This window comes from Streptomyces sp. NPDC048462 (assembly GCF_043200175.1).
Taxonomy (GTDB): domain Bacteria; phylum Actinomycetota; class Actinomycetes; order Streptomycetales; family Streptomycetaceae; genus Streptomyces.
In genome coordinates this window covers 1-14,397 of sequence record NZ_JBICXG010000039.1, presented here as the reverse complement: position 1 = coordinate 14,397, position 14,397 = coordinate 1, and the positions used below count along the sequence as shown (strand labels likewise).

At 70.7% G+C, this 14,397-nt stretch carries 17 protein-coding genes; 6 read left to right on the top strand and 11 right to left on the bottom strand.

The window, feature by feature from the left end; genetic code table 11:
* Positions 1-80: 80 nt before the first annotated feature.
* Both ACGFU6_RS36340 and ACGFU6_RS36335 read right to left on the bottom strand, forming a co-directional pair.
* Entirely contained in the window at positions 81-1,694 is a 1,614-nt protein-coding gene (locus ACGFU6_RS36340; protein ID WP_393616839.1) for an FAD-dependent oxidoreductase, read from the bottom strand.
* Between the two features lie 63 nt (positions 1,695-1,757).
* Entirely contained in the window at positions 1,758-2,861 is a 1,104-nt protein-coding gene (locus ACGFU6_RS36335; protein WP_393616838.1) for a LacI family DNA-binding transcriptional regulator, read from the bottom strand.
* Positions 2,862-3,090: 229 nt separating this feature from the next.
* Here ACGFU6_RS36335 and ACGFU6_RS36330 point away from each other — a divergent pair, with 229 nt between their 5' ends.
* On the top strand, positions 3,091-3,273 hold the full coding sequence (locus ACGFU6_RS36330) for a hypothetical protein (RefSeq protein ID WP_393616837.1): 183 nt from the start codon (positions 3,091-3,093) through the stop codon (positions 3,271-3,273).
* Positions 3,274-3,322: 49 nt separating this feature from the next.
* Here the strand turns inward: ACGFU6_RS36330 and ACGFU6_RS36325 are convergent, their stop codons facing one another.
* Both ACGFU6_RS36325 and ACGFU6_RS36320 read right to left on the bottom strand, forming a co-directional pair.
* Positions 3,323-3,952, bottom strand: coding sequence for an alpha-ketoglutarate-dependent dioxygenase AlkB (locus ACGFU6_RS36325; protein WP_393616836.1), 630 nt, complete (start codon positions 3,950-3,952; stop codon positions 3,323-3,325).
* A gap of 100 nt (positions 3,953-4,052) precedes the next feature.
* Positions 4,053-4,919 (bottom strand): helix-turn-helix transcriptional regulator, encoded by an 867-nt coding sequence (locus ACGFU6_RS36320; RefSeq protein WP_393616835.1) that lies wholly within the window; start codon positions 4,917-4,919, stop codon positions 4,053-4,055.
* Between the two features lie 150 nt (positions 4,920-5,069).
* Here ACGFU6_RS36320 and ACGFU6_RS36315 point away from each other — a divergent pair, with 150 nt between their 5' ends.
* Positions 5,070-6,038, top strand: a complete 969-nt coding sequence (locus ACGFU6_RS36315; protein WP_393616834.1) for an SDR family NAD(P)-dependent oxidoreductase — start codon at positions 5,070-5,072, stop codon at positions 6,036-6,038.
* 49 nt (positions 6,039-6,087) lie between these two features.
* On the opposite strand, the gene ACGFU6_RS36310 is transcribed toward ACGFU6_RS36315, so the two are convergent.
* Positions 6,088-6,726, bottom strand: a complete 639-nt coding sequence (locus ACGFU6_RS36310; RefSeq protein ID WP_393616833.1) for an AraC family transcriptional regulator — start codon at positions 6,724-6,726, stop codon at positions 6,088-6,090.
* A gap of 201 nt (positions 6,727-6,927) precedes the next feature.
* On the opposite strand from ACGFU6_RS36310, the gene ACGFU6_RS36305 reads away from it, so the two are divergent.
* Positions 6,928-7,629, top strand: coding sequence for an alpha/beta fold hydrolase (locus tag ACGFU6_RS36305; protein WP_393616832.1), 702 nt, complete (start codon positions 6,928-6,930; stop codon positions 7,627-7,629).
* A 36-nt stretch (positions 7,630-7,665) separates the two neighbouring features.
* Here ACGFU6_RS36305 and ACGFU6_RS36300 read toward each other — a convergent pair whose 3' ends face one another.
* The 4 genes from ACGFU6_RS36300 to ACGFU6_RS36285 form a co-directional block, all read right to left on the bottom strand.
* Positions 7,666-8,223 (bottom strand): CGNR zinc finger domain-containing protein, encoded by a 558-nt coding sequence (locus ACGFU6_RS36300; RefSeq protein ID WP_393616831.1) that lies wholly within the window; start codon positions 8,221-8,223, stop codon positions 7,666-7,668.
* Positions 8,224-8,704: 481 nt separating this feature from the next.
* A complete protein-coding gene (locus ACGFU6_RS36295) occupies positions 8,705-9,238 on the bottom strand; it encodes a DinB family protein (protein WP_393616830.1) in 534 nt (177 codons plus the stop codon).
* 349 nt (positions 9,239-9,587) lie between these two features.
* Positions 9,588-9,797 carry a DUF397 domain-containing protein gene (locus tag ACGFU6_RS36290; protein ID WP_393616829.1) on the bottom strand — a complete coding sequence of 70 codons (210 nt, stop codon included), beginning with the start codon at positions 9,795-9,797 and terminating at the stop codon, positions 9,588-9,590.
* On the bottom strand, positions 9,794-10,624 hold the full coding sequence (locus tag ACGFU6_RS36285) for a helix-turn-helix transcriptional regulator (protein WP_393616828.1): 831 nt from the start codon (positions 10,622-10,624) through the stop codon (positions 9,794-9,796). Before ACGFU6_RS36285 ends, ACGFU6_RS36290 begins: the two co-directional genes overlap by 4 nt.
* Before the next feature lie 103 nt (positions 10,625-10,727).
* Between ACGFU6_RS36285 and ACGFU6_RS36280 the strand changes: the two genes are divergently transcribed.
* Positions 10,728-10,967 carry a hypothetical protein gene (locus tag ACGFU6_RS36280; RefSeq protein ID WP_393616827.1) on the top strand — a complete coding sequence of 80 codons (240 nt, stop codon included), beginning with the start codon at positions 10,728-10,730 and terminating at the stop codon, positions 10,965-10,967.
* Positions 10,964-11,155 carry a hypothetical protein gene (locus ACGFU6_RS36275; RefSeq protein ID WP_393616826.1) on the top strand — a complete coding sequence of 64 codons (192 nt, stop codon included), beginning with the start codon at positions 10,964-10,966 and terminating at the stop codon, positions 11,153-11,155. Before ACGFU6_RS36280 ends, ACGFU6_RS36275 begins: the two co-directional genes overlap by 4 nt.
* Before the next feature lie 442 nt (positions 11,156-11,597).
* Here ACGFU6_RS36275 and ACGFU6_RS36270 read toward each other — a convergent pair whose 3' ends face one another.
* Together ACGFU6_RS36270 and ACGFU6_RS36265 are read right to left on the bottom strand one after the other, a co-directional pair.
* Positions 11,598-12,377 carry a hypothetical protein gene (locus tag ACGFU6_RS36270; RefSeq protein ID WP_393616825.1) on the bottom strand — a complete coding sequence of 260 codons (780 nt, stop codon included), beginning with the start codon at positions 12,375-12,377 and terminating at the stop codon, positions 11,598-11,600.
* Positions 12,378-12,552: 175 nt separating this feature from the next.
* Complete coding sequence (locus tag ACGFU6_RS36265; RefSeq protein WP_393616824.1) at positions 12,553-13,593, bottom strand: NAD(P)-dependent alcohol dehydrogenase; 1,041 nt, start codon at positions 13,591-13,593, stop codon at positions 12,553-12,555.
* 94 nt (positions 13,594-13,687) lie between these two features.
* On the opposite strand from ACGFU6_RS36265, the gene ACGFU6_RS36260 reads away from it, so the two are divergent.
* Complete coding sequence (locus ACGFU6_RS36260) at positions 13,688-14,290, top strand: TetR family transcriptional regulator (RefSeq protein WP_393616823.1); 603 nt, start codon at positions 13,688-13,690, stop codon at positions 14,288-14,290.
* Positions 14,291-14,397: the final 107 nt, after the last annotated feature.

Below are 14,397 nucleotides of genomic sequence, written 5' to 3'. Positions count from 1 at the left end.
GCGGTCGCCCGGGGGCTGTGCGGTGGAGCGGGGCCGTGCGGTGGAGCGGGGTGTGTCGGTCCGTCAGGTGACGACGGGGGTCAGTAGCCGCGTACGTCGGGCCAGTGGCGCTGGACGCCCTCGCGCTCCAGCAGCCGGGCGAACGCGTCGAACCGCTTGTCCTCGGCCTGGACCCGGTGCGGCTCGACGCTCTCGGCGACGCAGTGCGCCGCGAGGGAGCCGGCGACCTCGCCGATGTTCCATTCCACCGGGTGGAGCCGGTAGCAGCCGTTGGTGATGTGGGTGGTGCCGATGTTCTTTCCGGCGGGCAGCAGATTGCGGACCCGGCGCGGGATCAGCGCGCCGAGGGGGATCTCGAACGGCACCGACCCGATGTCGATGTAGTTGTCGCCCCCGGTGGAGGGGTGCAGGTCGATGCGGTAGTTGCCGATGCCGACGGAGTCCCGGTACCGGGTGCCGCCGTACGGGCCGACGATGTCGATGGACACGTCGTGTTCGGTGACGGTGGTGACGGCCTTGATGCGGCGCGACTCGCGGACGTACGGGGCCTTGGCGAGCCCGTCGGACGTGCCCGTGATGTCGGGGCGCAGCCGCAGCCCGGGGAACCCCTGGCCGCCGTCGGCGCGCGGCGCCTCGGTCTGGAGCCAGTACAGCACCGACAGGGAGAGCTGGCGGGCCTCGGCCAGGGCGGCGGCCGAGGTCTCCTCGCCCGCGCCGATCAGAGGCTTCAGCCAGTAGTCGTTGAGCGGCCAGTTGACCAGCGTGATGTCGGAGTCGAAGGCGCCGGGCCGGTGCAGCTTGCGGGCCAGGATGCGGCGGAAGCCGAAGAGTTCCTTGTCGCCCGCGTCGGCGGACTGGTCCGCGTTGACGTCGAGCGGGTCGAGGTCCGGGTTGGGCACGAAGGTGCGCGGTACGGCTTCCAGGCTGCGGGGGTCGGGGGCGAGGAAGCCGAGCAGCGGGCCCGGCCAGAAGTCGGGCCGGTAGCCGCGCCAGAAGTCGTAGTCGGCCGGCCGCTCGATGGTGTGGTCCTCGCCCTCGTGGTGGGAGAGCGCGAAGCACACGGTGATGCCCTGCTGGTTGAGGGGCTGGGCCTGCTCGGGGGCGTGCGGTTCGTCGAACTCGGCGCGCGCCTCGGCGCCGGTCGCGTGCTCCACCCCGGCGAGTTCGAGCAGTTCGCCGGTCTCGGTGGCGTCGATGACGTAACGCGCTGCCACCGTAAGGCGGTTGCCGGTGCGGATGTCCTCCAGCGTGACGGACCGCACGGTGTCGTCGTCGCCCTCGTCGGCGGCGACCGGCCGGTGCTCGGTGAGCAGCGTCAGCCGGCCGGCGGAGCGGTGGGGTGCGAGCATCGCGTCCAGGACGGCGAGGGCGACGCGCGGCTCGTGGCAGAGCTTGCTGACGCGGCCGGCCCCGGGGTTGAGATTGGTGAGCGCCAGGGCCTCGGAACGCAGCGGGTACCAGCGGCGGTAGTGGTCCCTGATGGACTCGCGCAGGGCGCGGTACGAGGCGGTGGTCCCGAACTCCTCGACCCATGGGTGCTCGTCCGGCGGGACCGCCTGCGAGGTGAGCTGGCCGCCGATCCAGTCCGTCTCCTCGGTGAGGACGACGGTGCGCCCCGCCCGGCAGGCGGCGAGGGCGGCGGCGATGCCGCCGAGACCGGCGCCCACGATGAGGATGTCGGGTTCGGGTATCACGGTTCTCCTTGAAGTGCTTCGTGTGCTCGGTGCGTTGAAGCGTTGATACGGGTGCGAGGAGGGTCAGGGATGGCCGGCGGGCACCGGTCCCGCCGTCGAGCCGGCACGGAAGGTGCAGGCCACGAGGGGTTCCGTCGCCTCGTCGCCGGCCACCAGCGCGGCGAGCATGCGCACGGCGGCCGCGCCCAACTGCGGCCGGGGGATGTCGAATCCGGTGATGGGCGCACCGTCCGCCAGGTCCGGCGGGGGGCTGCCGAGCACCGCGAGCGAGGCGTCACGCGGGCAGTCGATGCCGACGAAGTGCGCGGCGCCGTGCAGGGCGCGCCAGGCGTCACCGGTGTCGGTCTCCTCCGCGACGAAGGCCGTCACCCCGTCGTCGAGCCAGCCGCGCAGCCGTTCCGCGGTGAGCTCGCGCTCCGGGTCGGCGGAGCGGAAGACGGCCCCGGGGCCGCCGGGCAGCCCCGCCTCCTCCAGGCCCTTGAGGAAACCGTGCTCGCGGTCGGTGGACGCGGGGGCGTCGTCGTTCTCGCGTACGAGCACGATGCGGCGGTGCCCGAGGGAGGCGAGGTGCGCCACGACCTCCCGGCTGGCGCTGATGTAGTCGGCGCCGACCCAGGCCAGTCCCTCCAGCTCGTCCCTGCGGCCCAGGTGGACGACCGGGAACCCGTCGGCCACCAGGCGCAGCAGCTCGTCCGCCGGTGCGTGGCGACCGAGGAACAGGCAGCCGTCGGCGAGGCGTACCCGGTTGAGCGCGTGGGGGCCGGCGGCCCCGGCGCCGCCCGTGCTGGAACCGGTGAACAGCACCAGGTCGTAGCCCCGGGCGGCGGCCTCCTGCTCGACGCCGACGAGGAACGGGTAGTACGAGTGCTGCACATCGGTCGGGAACGTGGAGGTGAAGCTGAAGACCCCGAGCAGGTTGTTGCGCGCGGCGGCCAGCCGGCTGGCCGCCGGATCGGGGACGTACCCGAGCGTGCGCACCGCGTCGAGCACCTTGCGCCGGGTCTCCTCGGAGATCGTCGCGCCCTGTTTCCGCGCCCCGAGGACCAGCGAGACCGTGGCCTGCGAGACCCCGGCGAGGCGCGCGACCTCGGCCTGCCGGGGGCGGGACGTACGGCCCCCGGGCGAGGGGGTCCGGCCCGGCCGGGCCCGCTGCTTGGGTTCTTCCACGGTGTGCCTCCGGATCGTTAATGCGTATTACTAATGCGCATTAACGAGTACTGTGAACCTCGGCATCGCAGCGGTCAAGGGTTCGCGCAGGACTTCTTCGGCCCTCGGCGGCCGTTGTCCGAGCCGGGACGCCCGGCCCGAATCGGGGTTCCCGGCAGGCGGGCGGTGGAGGACAATGCGTGTCAGTGCTGAACCGGCACCAGGGTTCCGTCGGACATACGGGGGACACATGATCTTTGTCGTAGCCACGGTGGTCGTACTCGCGGCAGCCATCGGCGGGTGCCTGATCGCGCTTCGACGCAGGGGCGGCTCGGGGGAACGCGGCGCGCTGGAGCGCGGCGCGGCGGACCAGGGGCTGGCACAGGGGCTGGGCACGGGGAACGCCCAGCGGCAGAACATGGGGCCCTTCTGAGCCCTTCAGTGCGGGTTGCCGCACCCCTCGCCCGAGCCCTCAGGACCGGTTACCGCACCCCGTGCGGCCGGAACTGGACGCTGATACGCCCGCCGGCGGTCCGGGCCGACTTGGGGATGGCGTGCTCCCAGGTCCGCTGGCACGAGCCGCCCATCACGATCAGGTCGCCGTGCCCCAGCGGGCGGCGCACGGCCCCGCCACCGCCCACCGGGCGCAGCAGCAGGTCACGCGGGGTACCGACGGAGAGGATGGCGACCATCGTGTCCTCGCGGGCTCCCCGCCCGATGCGGTCGCCGTGCCAGGCCACACTGTCGCGCCCGTCGCGGTAGTGGCACAGTCCGGCCGTCGCGAACTCCTCACCGAGTTCGGCGGCGTAGTGCGCGTTCAGCGCCCGTCGCGCCTCGTCGAGGACGGGGTGCGGCAGCGGTTCACCGGCCCCGTAGAAGGCGAGCAGCCGGGGCACGTCCACGACCCTCTCGTACATCTCCCGGCGCTCAGCCTTCCACGGAACGTCTGCGGCCAGCCGTTCGAACAGGACCCCGGCACCACTGAGCCACCCCGGCAGCAGGTCGATCCAGGCCCCGTCACCGAGGACCGTCCTGCGCATCCCGGCCAGCGGGCCCAGGCGCACGTCGTCGCCCTGGTCGAAGAGCGATCCCTGGAGCTGGTGCGTTGCCATGTCTCCAGCGTACGTGAATCGAACATATGTACCCACCTGGACGCCCGGCCCCCAGTCGGAACGCTCGCGCGGTGTGGCGTACCCGCTCAGCGGCCGCCGGTCAGGGGAGCACGGTGGCGGTGCGGCCACCTGTGACGCGGAGAAGGTCGAGCTTCCCCGCGTCGCTGCTTCCGGTCGCTGCCGTGTAGGTGACCATGCGCAGGTCCGCGCCGGGGACGATCAGGACGTCGCAGTCGAGCAGGATGTCGCCGACCTCGGGATGCCGGATCGTCTTGCGTTCCGTCGTGTGCTGGGCGGCGGCGGTCCGGGTGGCCCAGAGACGGGCGAAGGTATCGGACACTTCTCGCATTTCCTGAACGAGACGGTCGAGCTGGGCGTCCCCGGGGTAGCGGGACACGGCGTCCTTGAGGTCGGCGACGATCGACTCCGCGAAGGCTTCCTCTCCGCGCTCGGACCGGACAGGGCGCATCGAGGCATGCGCGGCGCCGTTGCCGAAGAGTGCACGGGCGAGGTTGCGTTCGGCGGCCGGGAGGACGGCGGGGTCGCCGTGCAGGGCGCTCCACGTGGTGTTCCACCACACCAGGGTCCAGTCGGCGGTGAACACCCCGATCGGTACATCGCCCAAGCGCGCGGCGAGCCGCTGGATGCCTGGGGGCACATGGGCGCTGACCGTCCCGTCCTGGGGCGGCAGGAGCCCGGCGCCCCGGTACAGCTGGTCGCGCTCGGCGCGGGAGAGCTGCAGGGCCCGGGAGAGAGCGCCGACGACCTGGGCCGAGGGGTGCTTCGCGCGCCCCTGTTCCAGGCGCAGGACGTAGTCGACGGAGAGCCCGGCCAGCTGGGCGAGCTCCTCACGGCGCAGTCCAGGGGCACGACGGCCGTCCGTCATCGTGAAGCCCGCGTCGGCCGGGGACAGCCGGTCGCGCCAGGCGCGCAGGAGTGTGGCGAAACCGGAGCGGTTGGAAACCATGGGTCCATTCTCGCCGCGCGGGACCGCAACAGCCTGGGTACTGCCAGTCCTGGTGACGGGGACGGCACTGGTTGACGGTGGCGCAGGCGGCCAACGTGGAGATGCGCCCGGAAGCCGGGCGCCATCGGTTCACCGGTTGAGGAGCCTTCCATGAAGCACACCATCGTGATGACGGGCGCGAGCCGCGGGATCGGCCGCATCGCCGCGCAGCACATCCTGCGCCGGTCGCCGGACACCCACCTGCTGGTCGTGGCCCGTGGCTCCGCCGGCACTCGGCTCACCGAGGAGCTCGGCGCGGCGGGACACACGATCTCGCACGTCCCGGCGGACCTCGGCTCGCTGGCCGACGTCCGCTCGGCAGCCGACGAGATCCGCGACCGGCTCGACCGCGGCGACCTGCCGCCGCTGCGCGGCTTCGTGGGCAACGCGGGCATGCAGTACACGAACGCCCTGACCGAGGGACCCGACGGGTTCGAGGCCACCTTCGCCGTCAACGTACTCGCCAACCACCTGTTCGTCCGGCTGCTCCAGGACCGCTTCACCGCACCCGCCCGGATCGTGATCACCGCCAGCGACACCCACTTCGGCGACTTCAGGCACAACATGGGCATGGTCCCCGGCCCGGCCTGGAAGACCCCGGACGTCCTCGCCCGCACGGGCGCCTTTACCGAGCCGGACACCGCGGCCGGCGGGCGTACCGCGTACTCGACGAGCAAGCTGGCCGCGATCTACCTGGTCCACGAGTACGCGCGCCGGCTGCCGGCCGGGATCGACGCCGTCGCCTACAACCCGGGGTTCGTCCCCGGTACCGGCCTCGCCCGCAACGCGGGGCCCCTCTCCCGGTTCGCGATGCGCCGCATCATGCCGGTGATGGCCCTCACCCCGTTCGCCACCGGCCGCAGCGCTGCGGGCCGCTACCTTGCCGACGTCGTCCTCGGCGCGACCCGGGCGCCGAGCGGCTCCTACGTGGACCGCAGCCGCGCGGACCGCTCGTCGCGGGAGTCCTACGACCCGCAGCGCGAAGGCGAGCTCTGGGAGGCCGCCGAGCGGTTCACCGCAGCGTACGCAGCCAGGGCGAACCCGTTCTCGGGCGACATGACGAACGGTTCACCGCGATAGGCCGAGCGGCCCGATGTTCAATTTCTGCCTGGCTGTATTCGCAGAGAAGTCACTGGTTCCGGTAGCGGCCGGGCGTGGTGCCGACGAGGCCGGTGAAGGCGGCTATGAAGCCGCTGGGGTTGGACCAGTCGCACGCGTGCGCGACATAGGCGATGTCGTGGCCGTCGGCCAGCAGGACCAGCGAGTGATAGACGCGCATATGGGTGCGCCATTGGTAGAACGTCATGCCGAGCTCGTGCCGAAGCAGCCGGCTCAGGGTGCGGCGGGAGCCGGCGCCTACGGCGCGGCCGAGACCGGGCAGCGGGGTGTTGTCCGCAGGGTTGTGCCGCAGGCGTCGGGCGATGGCGCGGAGCCGGTCGTCGACGGGTTCGGGGATGTGCAGCGGTTGTTCCCGCGCGTCGCGCAGCTCGTCGATGAGCACGCGCCGCAGCCGGGCCGGCCGGCCGCGGTCCTTCGGTTCGGGGGCGTCGTAGCCGCAGGGCCCGGTGAGCGTGAGCAGGAGTTCCCGGGCAAGGTCGTTGACCAGGAGCACGATGGGGCGTTCCGGCATCAGGCGGTCGCAGGAGTGCGGGAGGAACAGGATGCGCATGTCGGTGACGCTGTGGGCGCGGTGGTGGTGAGCGACGCCCGCCGGAATCCAGGCGATCCGGTTGGTCGGGACCACTGAGATGCCCTGGTGGGTGTGCACGGAGAGAACTCCGCGGGCTGCGCAGACGAGGTGCCCCGACGCATGCGCGTGCTGCTCGCTGCGCTGGCCCGCAGACCAGTGGTGCCGACCGTCCTCGGGCCACAACACCGATACGGGAGAGCCCTGTTGGCGGTCGGATGGTTGGCTTCGGAGAGGCCCTAGCGGTGGACGGCCACCGGCAGGCAGGCGGACCCTTGCCCCATGAGCACAGAAGAAGAGCCGAGAACTTTCGTCCTCGTACCTGGAGCCTGGCACGGGGCGTGGGTGTGGGACGGCATCGCGGCCAGGCTTCGTGAAGCCGGCCATCGGGCCGTCGCCGTCACCCTGGACGGACTGGAGCCCGACCCGCCCCCGGGCAGCGACGCGGCGAACCTGGACACCCACATCGACCGCGTCCTCACCGTGCTGAGCACCTGCGGCCCTGGACCCATCACCTTGTGCGCCCACAGCTACGCGGGCCTGGTGGCCGCCGGCGCCGCGGACCGGTCCACCCGCGCCATCGACCGGCTGGTGTTCTGCGACGCCTTCGTGCCGGCCGACGGCGACTCCTGGTGGGCGCTGGCCAACGACCACTACCGGAATCGGGTCATCGCCGGAGCACGGGCCGACGGCCGGACGGCGGCTCCCCCGGCCGGGACGGACCCGAGAAGGCGACCCCATCCCTTCGCCTCGCTCCTCCAACGCCTCCGGCTCGGAGACGGCATCGACCGAGCCGCGCGACGCACCCTCATCCACGCGTCCGCCTGGGCGGCGACACCCTTCCGGGCCCAGTTCGAGCGGCTGCGCAACGACCCCGACTGGGAGGTCCACGAACTGCCGGTCGGTCACGCCGTGTACGACGAGGTGCCGGAGCACCTGTTGGCCATCCTGAGCGACAACCAACCTTTCCCGATGATCTCGTGACGGCTCGTCACCTTCACTCGGCGGCGTCAGCCGTAGTCACGTCCTGCGCGACGTCCGTGCAGTTGACGCCGGGGCGTCACCGGCGCGCCGTTCGCGGTGACGGGCCACGGCGTCATTGTTGGCGCAGCGCACCGAGCAGTAGGCGCGTCGGCCGTTGCGGGAGGTGTCGACAAACGCCAGACCGCAGTCGCGGCGTGCGCAGCGCCCGAGCCGTTCGGGATCGGCGGAGCAGACGACGTAGGCGAGTCCGGCCGCGGTGACGGATCGGATGTGCGCGGAGGGGTCGGCGCCGATCGAGCTGTAGTGCAGGTGTGGTCGGCCGTCATGCAGGGAGATACGGGGACTGCTGGAGGCGTCTGCGAGCAGTGTGTTGACGGCCTGGCACCGCCCCTCAAGATCCTGACGCCCGAAGCACGTGGCCAGGCGCCGGCTCCACGTCCAGATCGTCTCGGCCTGCGCGGCGGTGAGCGCGGGGTGCGCAATGCCGTGCTCGATCAGCAGCGGTTCGAGGTGCTCGGGTCGCGGCGGCTCGGTCAGGTTGACCAGGTCAGCGGCCAGCCGGGCAGCCTCCCCACCGTAATGGTCGAAGTGCATAGGCGCATTACAGCATCAAGAGTCGTAATGGTTGAACTGCTCTAGACACTTACATCATGTTATTGGGCATGACTCCCCCATCCTCGGTCACGGCACCGGACGACCGGTGCCCCGTCTGCCATCAGCCGACTCCGGCGGAAACACGGTGGTGGACGCTCAGGTCCCGCCACCACACATCCGAAGGCGAGGTCGAGTACTGCGCCGGTGGCTGCGGCTGTCTCGTCATCCTGATCAACGGAGAGCTAGTGAAGAGCCTGTCCGCCGGTCGGCGGCAGTCCGCCGGTGGAGCGGCGCCAGCGGAGCGGATCACGCCGGGCGGGGCGCGACAGTGACACGGATTCGACCGTCACACAGCGCCCCTTCCCTACGTCTCGGTTGCGTCATTCGAGTAGCGCGAACGGCCGAAGGCCGTCGGTCTCGGCGAGTACCGCCTCCAGGACCGGCAGGACTCCGTGAACGTCGGACAGGACGGCTACTCGGTTCATTCGCCGGTCTGCCCGTCGATGAGTTCACGTGCGATGTCGAGTTGGCCGACGTGCCGCGCGTACTCCTGGAGCAGGTGGAACATGATCCGTCCGAGGGTCGGTGCGTCTTCGGGCGTCCGGAAGCGGCCCCCTGTGCGGGCCGGGTCGGCCAGAGAAGCCTCGGCTACAAGGGCCTGCGTCCTCATGACCTCTGCCCGGTAGTCGTCCAGTACCTCGGCGGCGGATTGGTTCGTCGGCAAGCTCCATTCACCCTCGTCACCGCCGGGCGGATAGGCGAGGACATCTTCGGCGGCGAATCCCCAGCGCATCCAGCGTCGTTCAACCCATCCGAGGTGCTTGACCAGTCCCAACGGCGACCAGCCCAGCGGCTGAACGGGGGTGCGGAGCTGTTCGTCGGACAGCCCGTCGATCTTTCGCATCAGAGCTTGGCGATACCAGTGGAGATAGCCCAGGAGTAGATCTTTTGGGTCGGAGACCGCGACTCCAGGGCCATCCAGGACAGCGGGAACATGATCCGAGGGCGTCTGCATTGCTCGACGGTAGTGCCGGATTCAAGTGGCTCCGGCCTGGGCCGCGAGCCCGGCGGTGGCGACTTGGTGGTAGCCAAGGGCGTCAGCGACGACGGGAACGGGCAACCAGCCCTTGCGGCCGCGAGTGCACGTGCGTTCCGCCTGCTCGTCGGCGTGGTCGAAGAGTGCGGGCAGTTCGGCCCGGGTGAAGGCCCGCTTGTCCGCCAGCCGTCATGCCCCCGGCAGGCTAAATTTCATGCCTCAGCCCAACGGTCCGGGCTGGAATCTGCCGACCTGAACACGTGCGAGGCCCCGCCCTGCTGAACCGACGCAAGACGGGGCGTACTCGGACGACGCGGATGCCGAGCGGTCAGACGGTTCCGAATTCCCCCGACTTGATGCCCGCCACGAAGGACGTGAACGAACCGGTCGGAACGCTCAGGACCGGGCCCGCCGCGTCCTTGGAGTCCCGGACCGGAACGACGCCCCGCGAGGCTACGAGGTTGGTAGCGACCTCAACGCACTGGCCACCGTTCTCACTGAATGAAGACTTGAACCAACGGGGGGATTCGGTCGTCACGGAGTGCCCTTTCGTAACTGGCTAATCATGGCCACGGACGCCGCGCGGGACAGCGCTTCAGCCTGCAGTTGATGGTAGTCCGTCAACAGTGGCAGCACCGATCCGCTGTCTCGCTCCAGGTGGCCGCGGTGGGCTGACTCCGCGTACGACACGAGCGAACGGTCCGGCATCGTGAGCACGGTCACCGGCAGAGTCATCGGACGACGAACCCCGATGTCGAATAGTGCGACTTGAAGCACCGTATTCGGTAACTCAGCGAACTCCACGAGGCGCGTGAGCTGGGCGTCCATAAGGGGATCGCCCCCGATGGGACGGAGAAGGCAGCTCTCGTCGAGTACCACAAACACCAGCGGGGGTGGCGTCCGCATGAGTGACGCCTGACGCTGCGCAATCAGGGCAATCCGTTCGTCGGCCTGCTCTCGGGAGGCTACGCCCCGCTTCACGGTGCTGGCTCCGAGCGCTGACGCGTAATCCTGCGTCTGGAGCAGGCCAGGTATTACGCCGACTTCGTAGAGCCTGATCTCGGCAGCGCGCTCCTCGTGCGCCACGTACTCCGGGAAGCCTTCCAGTAACGCCCGGTGCCGGACGGCTCGACTCTGGCGTTGCAGGCGATCGCCGCTCCCGAGTGCCCTGTCTGCACTTGCGGCGAACTGTTGAGTTGGAGTTCGCCGCCCAGTTTCGACAGCAGAAATGTGCGCCCCGGAACACCCGATGCGCCTTGCCAGCTCATCCTGTGTCCAACCACGTTCATCCCTCAGACTGCGAAGGAGCGCCCCGAAGGCCGCGCTGGGCGACCGTCCCGGGTCAAGCTCCTTTCGGTTCACCATCCGGTACCTAACTTGCCTGTCATTCTGCGTAAGTTGAAGACCTCCTGACCCTAAGCCACGCTGAACGCACTTGGTAGTGAAACGACTACAGAGAGGTGCGGCCATGCCTGAGCAGAGGTTCGCCCATGTACCGCCCGCCGGAACGCTCTTGGCGGACAGCAGCCGTGACGACCGCGTCGGGGAGTTCCGCGGGGTCTCCGGTCCGTACTGGTCGCTGCGCCCGGTCGGCGGGGGTCCCGAGTGGGAAGCCGACCCCGCGAACGTACGGCTGGCCACGCGCAACGAGCGGCTGCGCGCCCGTACCGCGTACGAGAACGCCCGGAGCCGGGGGGACGTGGCATGAACTCCAGCAGTAACACCGAGTGCGGGGTCTGCCGGGGCTTCGACCTGGCCGAGGCCGAGGCCCGGCGGGAGAACGACGAGAGCAGGGCGACCGACTGCCGGGTGCTGCGGCGGCGGCATCGCGCCGCCGAGCATCCCGACGGAATCGAGAGCGGGAACGGGAACGGGGTCGGGGTCGGGGCCACGTGAGCGGTCCGGGTTACTTCGTGGAGATCACCGCGACCACCGGGCAGCGCGCCGTTTCACTGGGCGGGGGCGTGGCGCGCAACCGCCGGCTCGCGCTCCGGTGGCTGCGGCGGCAGGCGCTCCGGCTGACGGAGGGGCTCGGAGGCGGGGCGGCGTGTTCCGGTGGGAGGGACATGCGCTCCGCCGTCCTCCGGAGCTCCGCCGTACTGAACGCGCTCCGACGCTGGGGTGATGATCCCGGGCAGCAGGACCAGGCAATGGTGCGGCTGGAGGCCGGAGGGCCTGAGGTCTTCGCGGTGGTCGACCCCGCCGCCGGACTTCTGGTGACGCTGGCCGGGCGGCGGGTCCGGGGCAGCCGGACGAGCGGCCGCCCCGGTCATCCGCTGGCGGTGAACCGCAGGTCGGCCCTACCCGCATCCGTGAGCGGCGAACTCCACAGCCCCGCTCAGCCGTCCGAACCGGCCCCTGCCGCTTCGCGTGCTGCGGCGAGGGCTCGCTGCCTGACCTCGCCGAACAACTGAATCGCGGTGGCGGCCAGGACGTCGTCCCTGCCGATGGTTCGCCCGTCTCCCGTGCGGGTGGACAGGGCCAGAAGGGATTTCGGCACGGAGAACCCCGTGTCAGCCGGTTCGCCCGGCGTCGTCAAGGCGACCGTGCCGAACCGTTTGATCCCGCCCTCCCGGACGACCATGGCCGCGTCCCGGGCCAGATCCGTCAGGAAGACGCTCGCGAGCCCGTCCAAATCGCGGACCATCGCCGGGACAGCTGCCGTACCCCGGTTGCGCAGGAGCTTCTTGATACCGGCCTCGAACCTGTGGGCGCCCAGCACCGCACTCGACTTGCGTGACCTGCTGCGCTTGGGAGCGTGTACGACGCTGCCCTCCGCGTCATGCACGACGCCGGTCAGCCCCTTGAACGTAGGACTGTGGCGGAACCAGCCGCCTCCCACCTCCAGCTCGACGTCCCGGTCGATGGCTGTCACGAGGTCCTTGGGAAGCAGCTTCTTTCGGGCCTCCTCCTCCGCCGCTCGCAGCGCGCCGTCAATGATGCCCGTCAGCACTGTCCGCGTCACCGACTCGGCAGCCCGAGCGGCCGACCGCGAGACGTGCAGCGGGGTGACGTCCCTGAACACCGCCTTGACGAGAGAAGAGTTGAGCAATGGAACGTCCATGCCCGCGGCGGACGCGGAAGCAGTGCGCTCGGCACCTGTGGAGTATGCGGGCATCGGAAGGAACGCTCCCTGTTGTCGGTACGCATCAGCGGCCCGCCTCGCCGCGCGGACCCGCTCTCTTGCGCCATCGTCAGTCGATGTCGCGCTCGGTCAAAGGTCTCACGGGCGCCGTTTCGCACGTTCACCAGCAGCCCTCAGCCGGTGCGGCACGCCGCACTCGGCATCCTCGTCAGTCCAGATCGGACATGTCGAGCACGAAGCGGTACCGGACGTCGTTCCGGCCGAGGCGGTCGAGTGCCGTGTCCACCTGCGCCGACGGGAGCACCTCGACATCGGCGGCGATGCCGTGGGCGGCGCAGAACCGGAGCATCTCGGCCGTCGCGGGCCGCCCGCCGCTGCCCGCGGAGCTGAGCTTCTTGCGGCCGACGAGCAGGTCCATGGCCTCGATGCTGACCGGGCCCAGGTGTCCGACGATGCTGAGCGTGCCGTCCATCGCCACCAGCTTGAGGTACGGGGCGAGGTCGTGCGGCGCGGAGACGGTGTCGATGATGACGTCGAAGCTGTCGCGTGCCGCCTCCATCTGTCCGCTGTCCGTGGACTCGACAAGCGCCTGGGCGCCGAGCCGGCGGGCGTCGTCGCGCTTGTCCCCGGTGCGGCTGATGACCGTCGTGGTGGCGCCGAGTGCCACGGCCATCTTGACGGCGAGGTGGCCGAGGCCGCCGAGGCCGGCCACCGCGACCCGACTGCCCGGACCCACGCCGAGGGCGTGCAGGGGCTCCCAGACGGTGACTCCGGCGCACATCAGCGGCGCGGCCGCCGCTGGGTCGAGCCCGGCGGGAAGTGCGTACGCGAAGGCCTCGCGTACGACGTACTCGCGGGAGTAGCCGCCCAGGGTGGTCGTCCCGTCGTGCCGGTCGGTGCCGCCGTACGTCAGGGTCGGGAACGAGTGGCAGAAGTTCTCCTGTCCGGCTTCGCACATGGCGCACGCGCCGCAGGAGTCGATGATGTTGCCCACCGCGACGCCGTCACCGACCGAGAAGGCGGTCACCTCGGGGCCGGTCGCCGTCACCGTGCCGGTGAACTCGTGGCCGGGGACCAGGGGGGACTTCGCATCCTGGTCGTGGGCGCCCAGCGCGTGCAGGTCCGTGTGGCAGACGCCGCAGTAGTCGACCCGCACCGCGAGGTCGTCCGGGCGCAGGTCGCGGCGCTCAAGCGAGGTGCGCCGCAGCGCCGCCGGACCCGCCGCCTGCCAGCCGGTGGTCGTACGCATAGTTGAATCCTTAAATAGACTGTTTGGTCTATTCGACAGTAGGCGCGATCGCACGACGAAGCAAACAGACTGTTCTGTTTGCTAGAATCGCGGCATGCCGGAACAGCCACAGACCGCGCGGGGTGCCGCGACCTACCAGCGCATCCTGGACGCCGCCACCGAGGAGTTCGCCCAGCACGGCATCGCCGGGGCGCGCATCGACCGCATCGTGACCTCGGCCCGGACCAACAAGGCTCAGCTCTATGCCTACTTCGGGGACAAGGAGCGGCTCTTCGACGCCATCTTCCTCGGCTCGCTGGAGCGCATCACCAACGTCGTGCCCATCGACGCCGACGATCTGGCGGACTGGGCCGTACGCCTCTACGACGAGTACCTGCGCCGCCCAGACCTGATCCGGCTGGCGACCTGGACCCGGCTGGAGCGCCGTCCCGCCGGGCACCTGGTCGAGACGCACGAGCACTACGACGATCGCAAGCTCTCGGCCATCGCCGAGGCCCAGGCCGCCGGGCGGGTCCGCGCCGGCAACCCGTTCGACATCATGGCCATGGTCATCTCCATGTCCATGGCCTGGTCCCCGGTCAGCAACGTCTACGCGGCGAGCAGCCAGGAACCCGACGACGCGCACGACCGCCGCCGCGCCCTCCTGCGCGACTGCGTGCGAACGGTCACGGCGGCCGGGCAGGACGACGGACAGTGAAACGGCCGTGGGGGGGCGGGGGGGGGGGGGGGGCCGCCCGGGGCGGCGGCGGGGCCGGCGCCCGGGCCCGCGGGGGGGGGGGCACCGGGGGCGGGGGCGGGGGCACA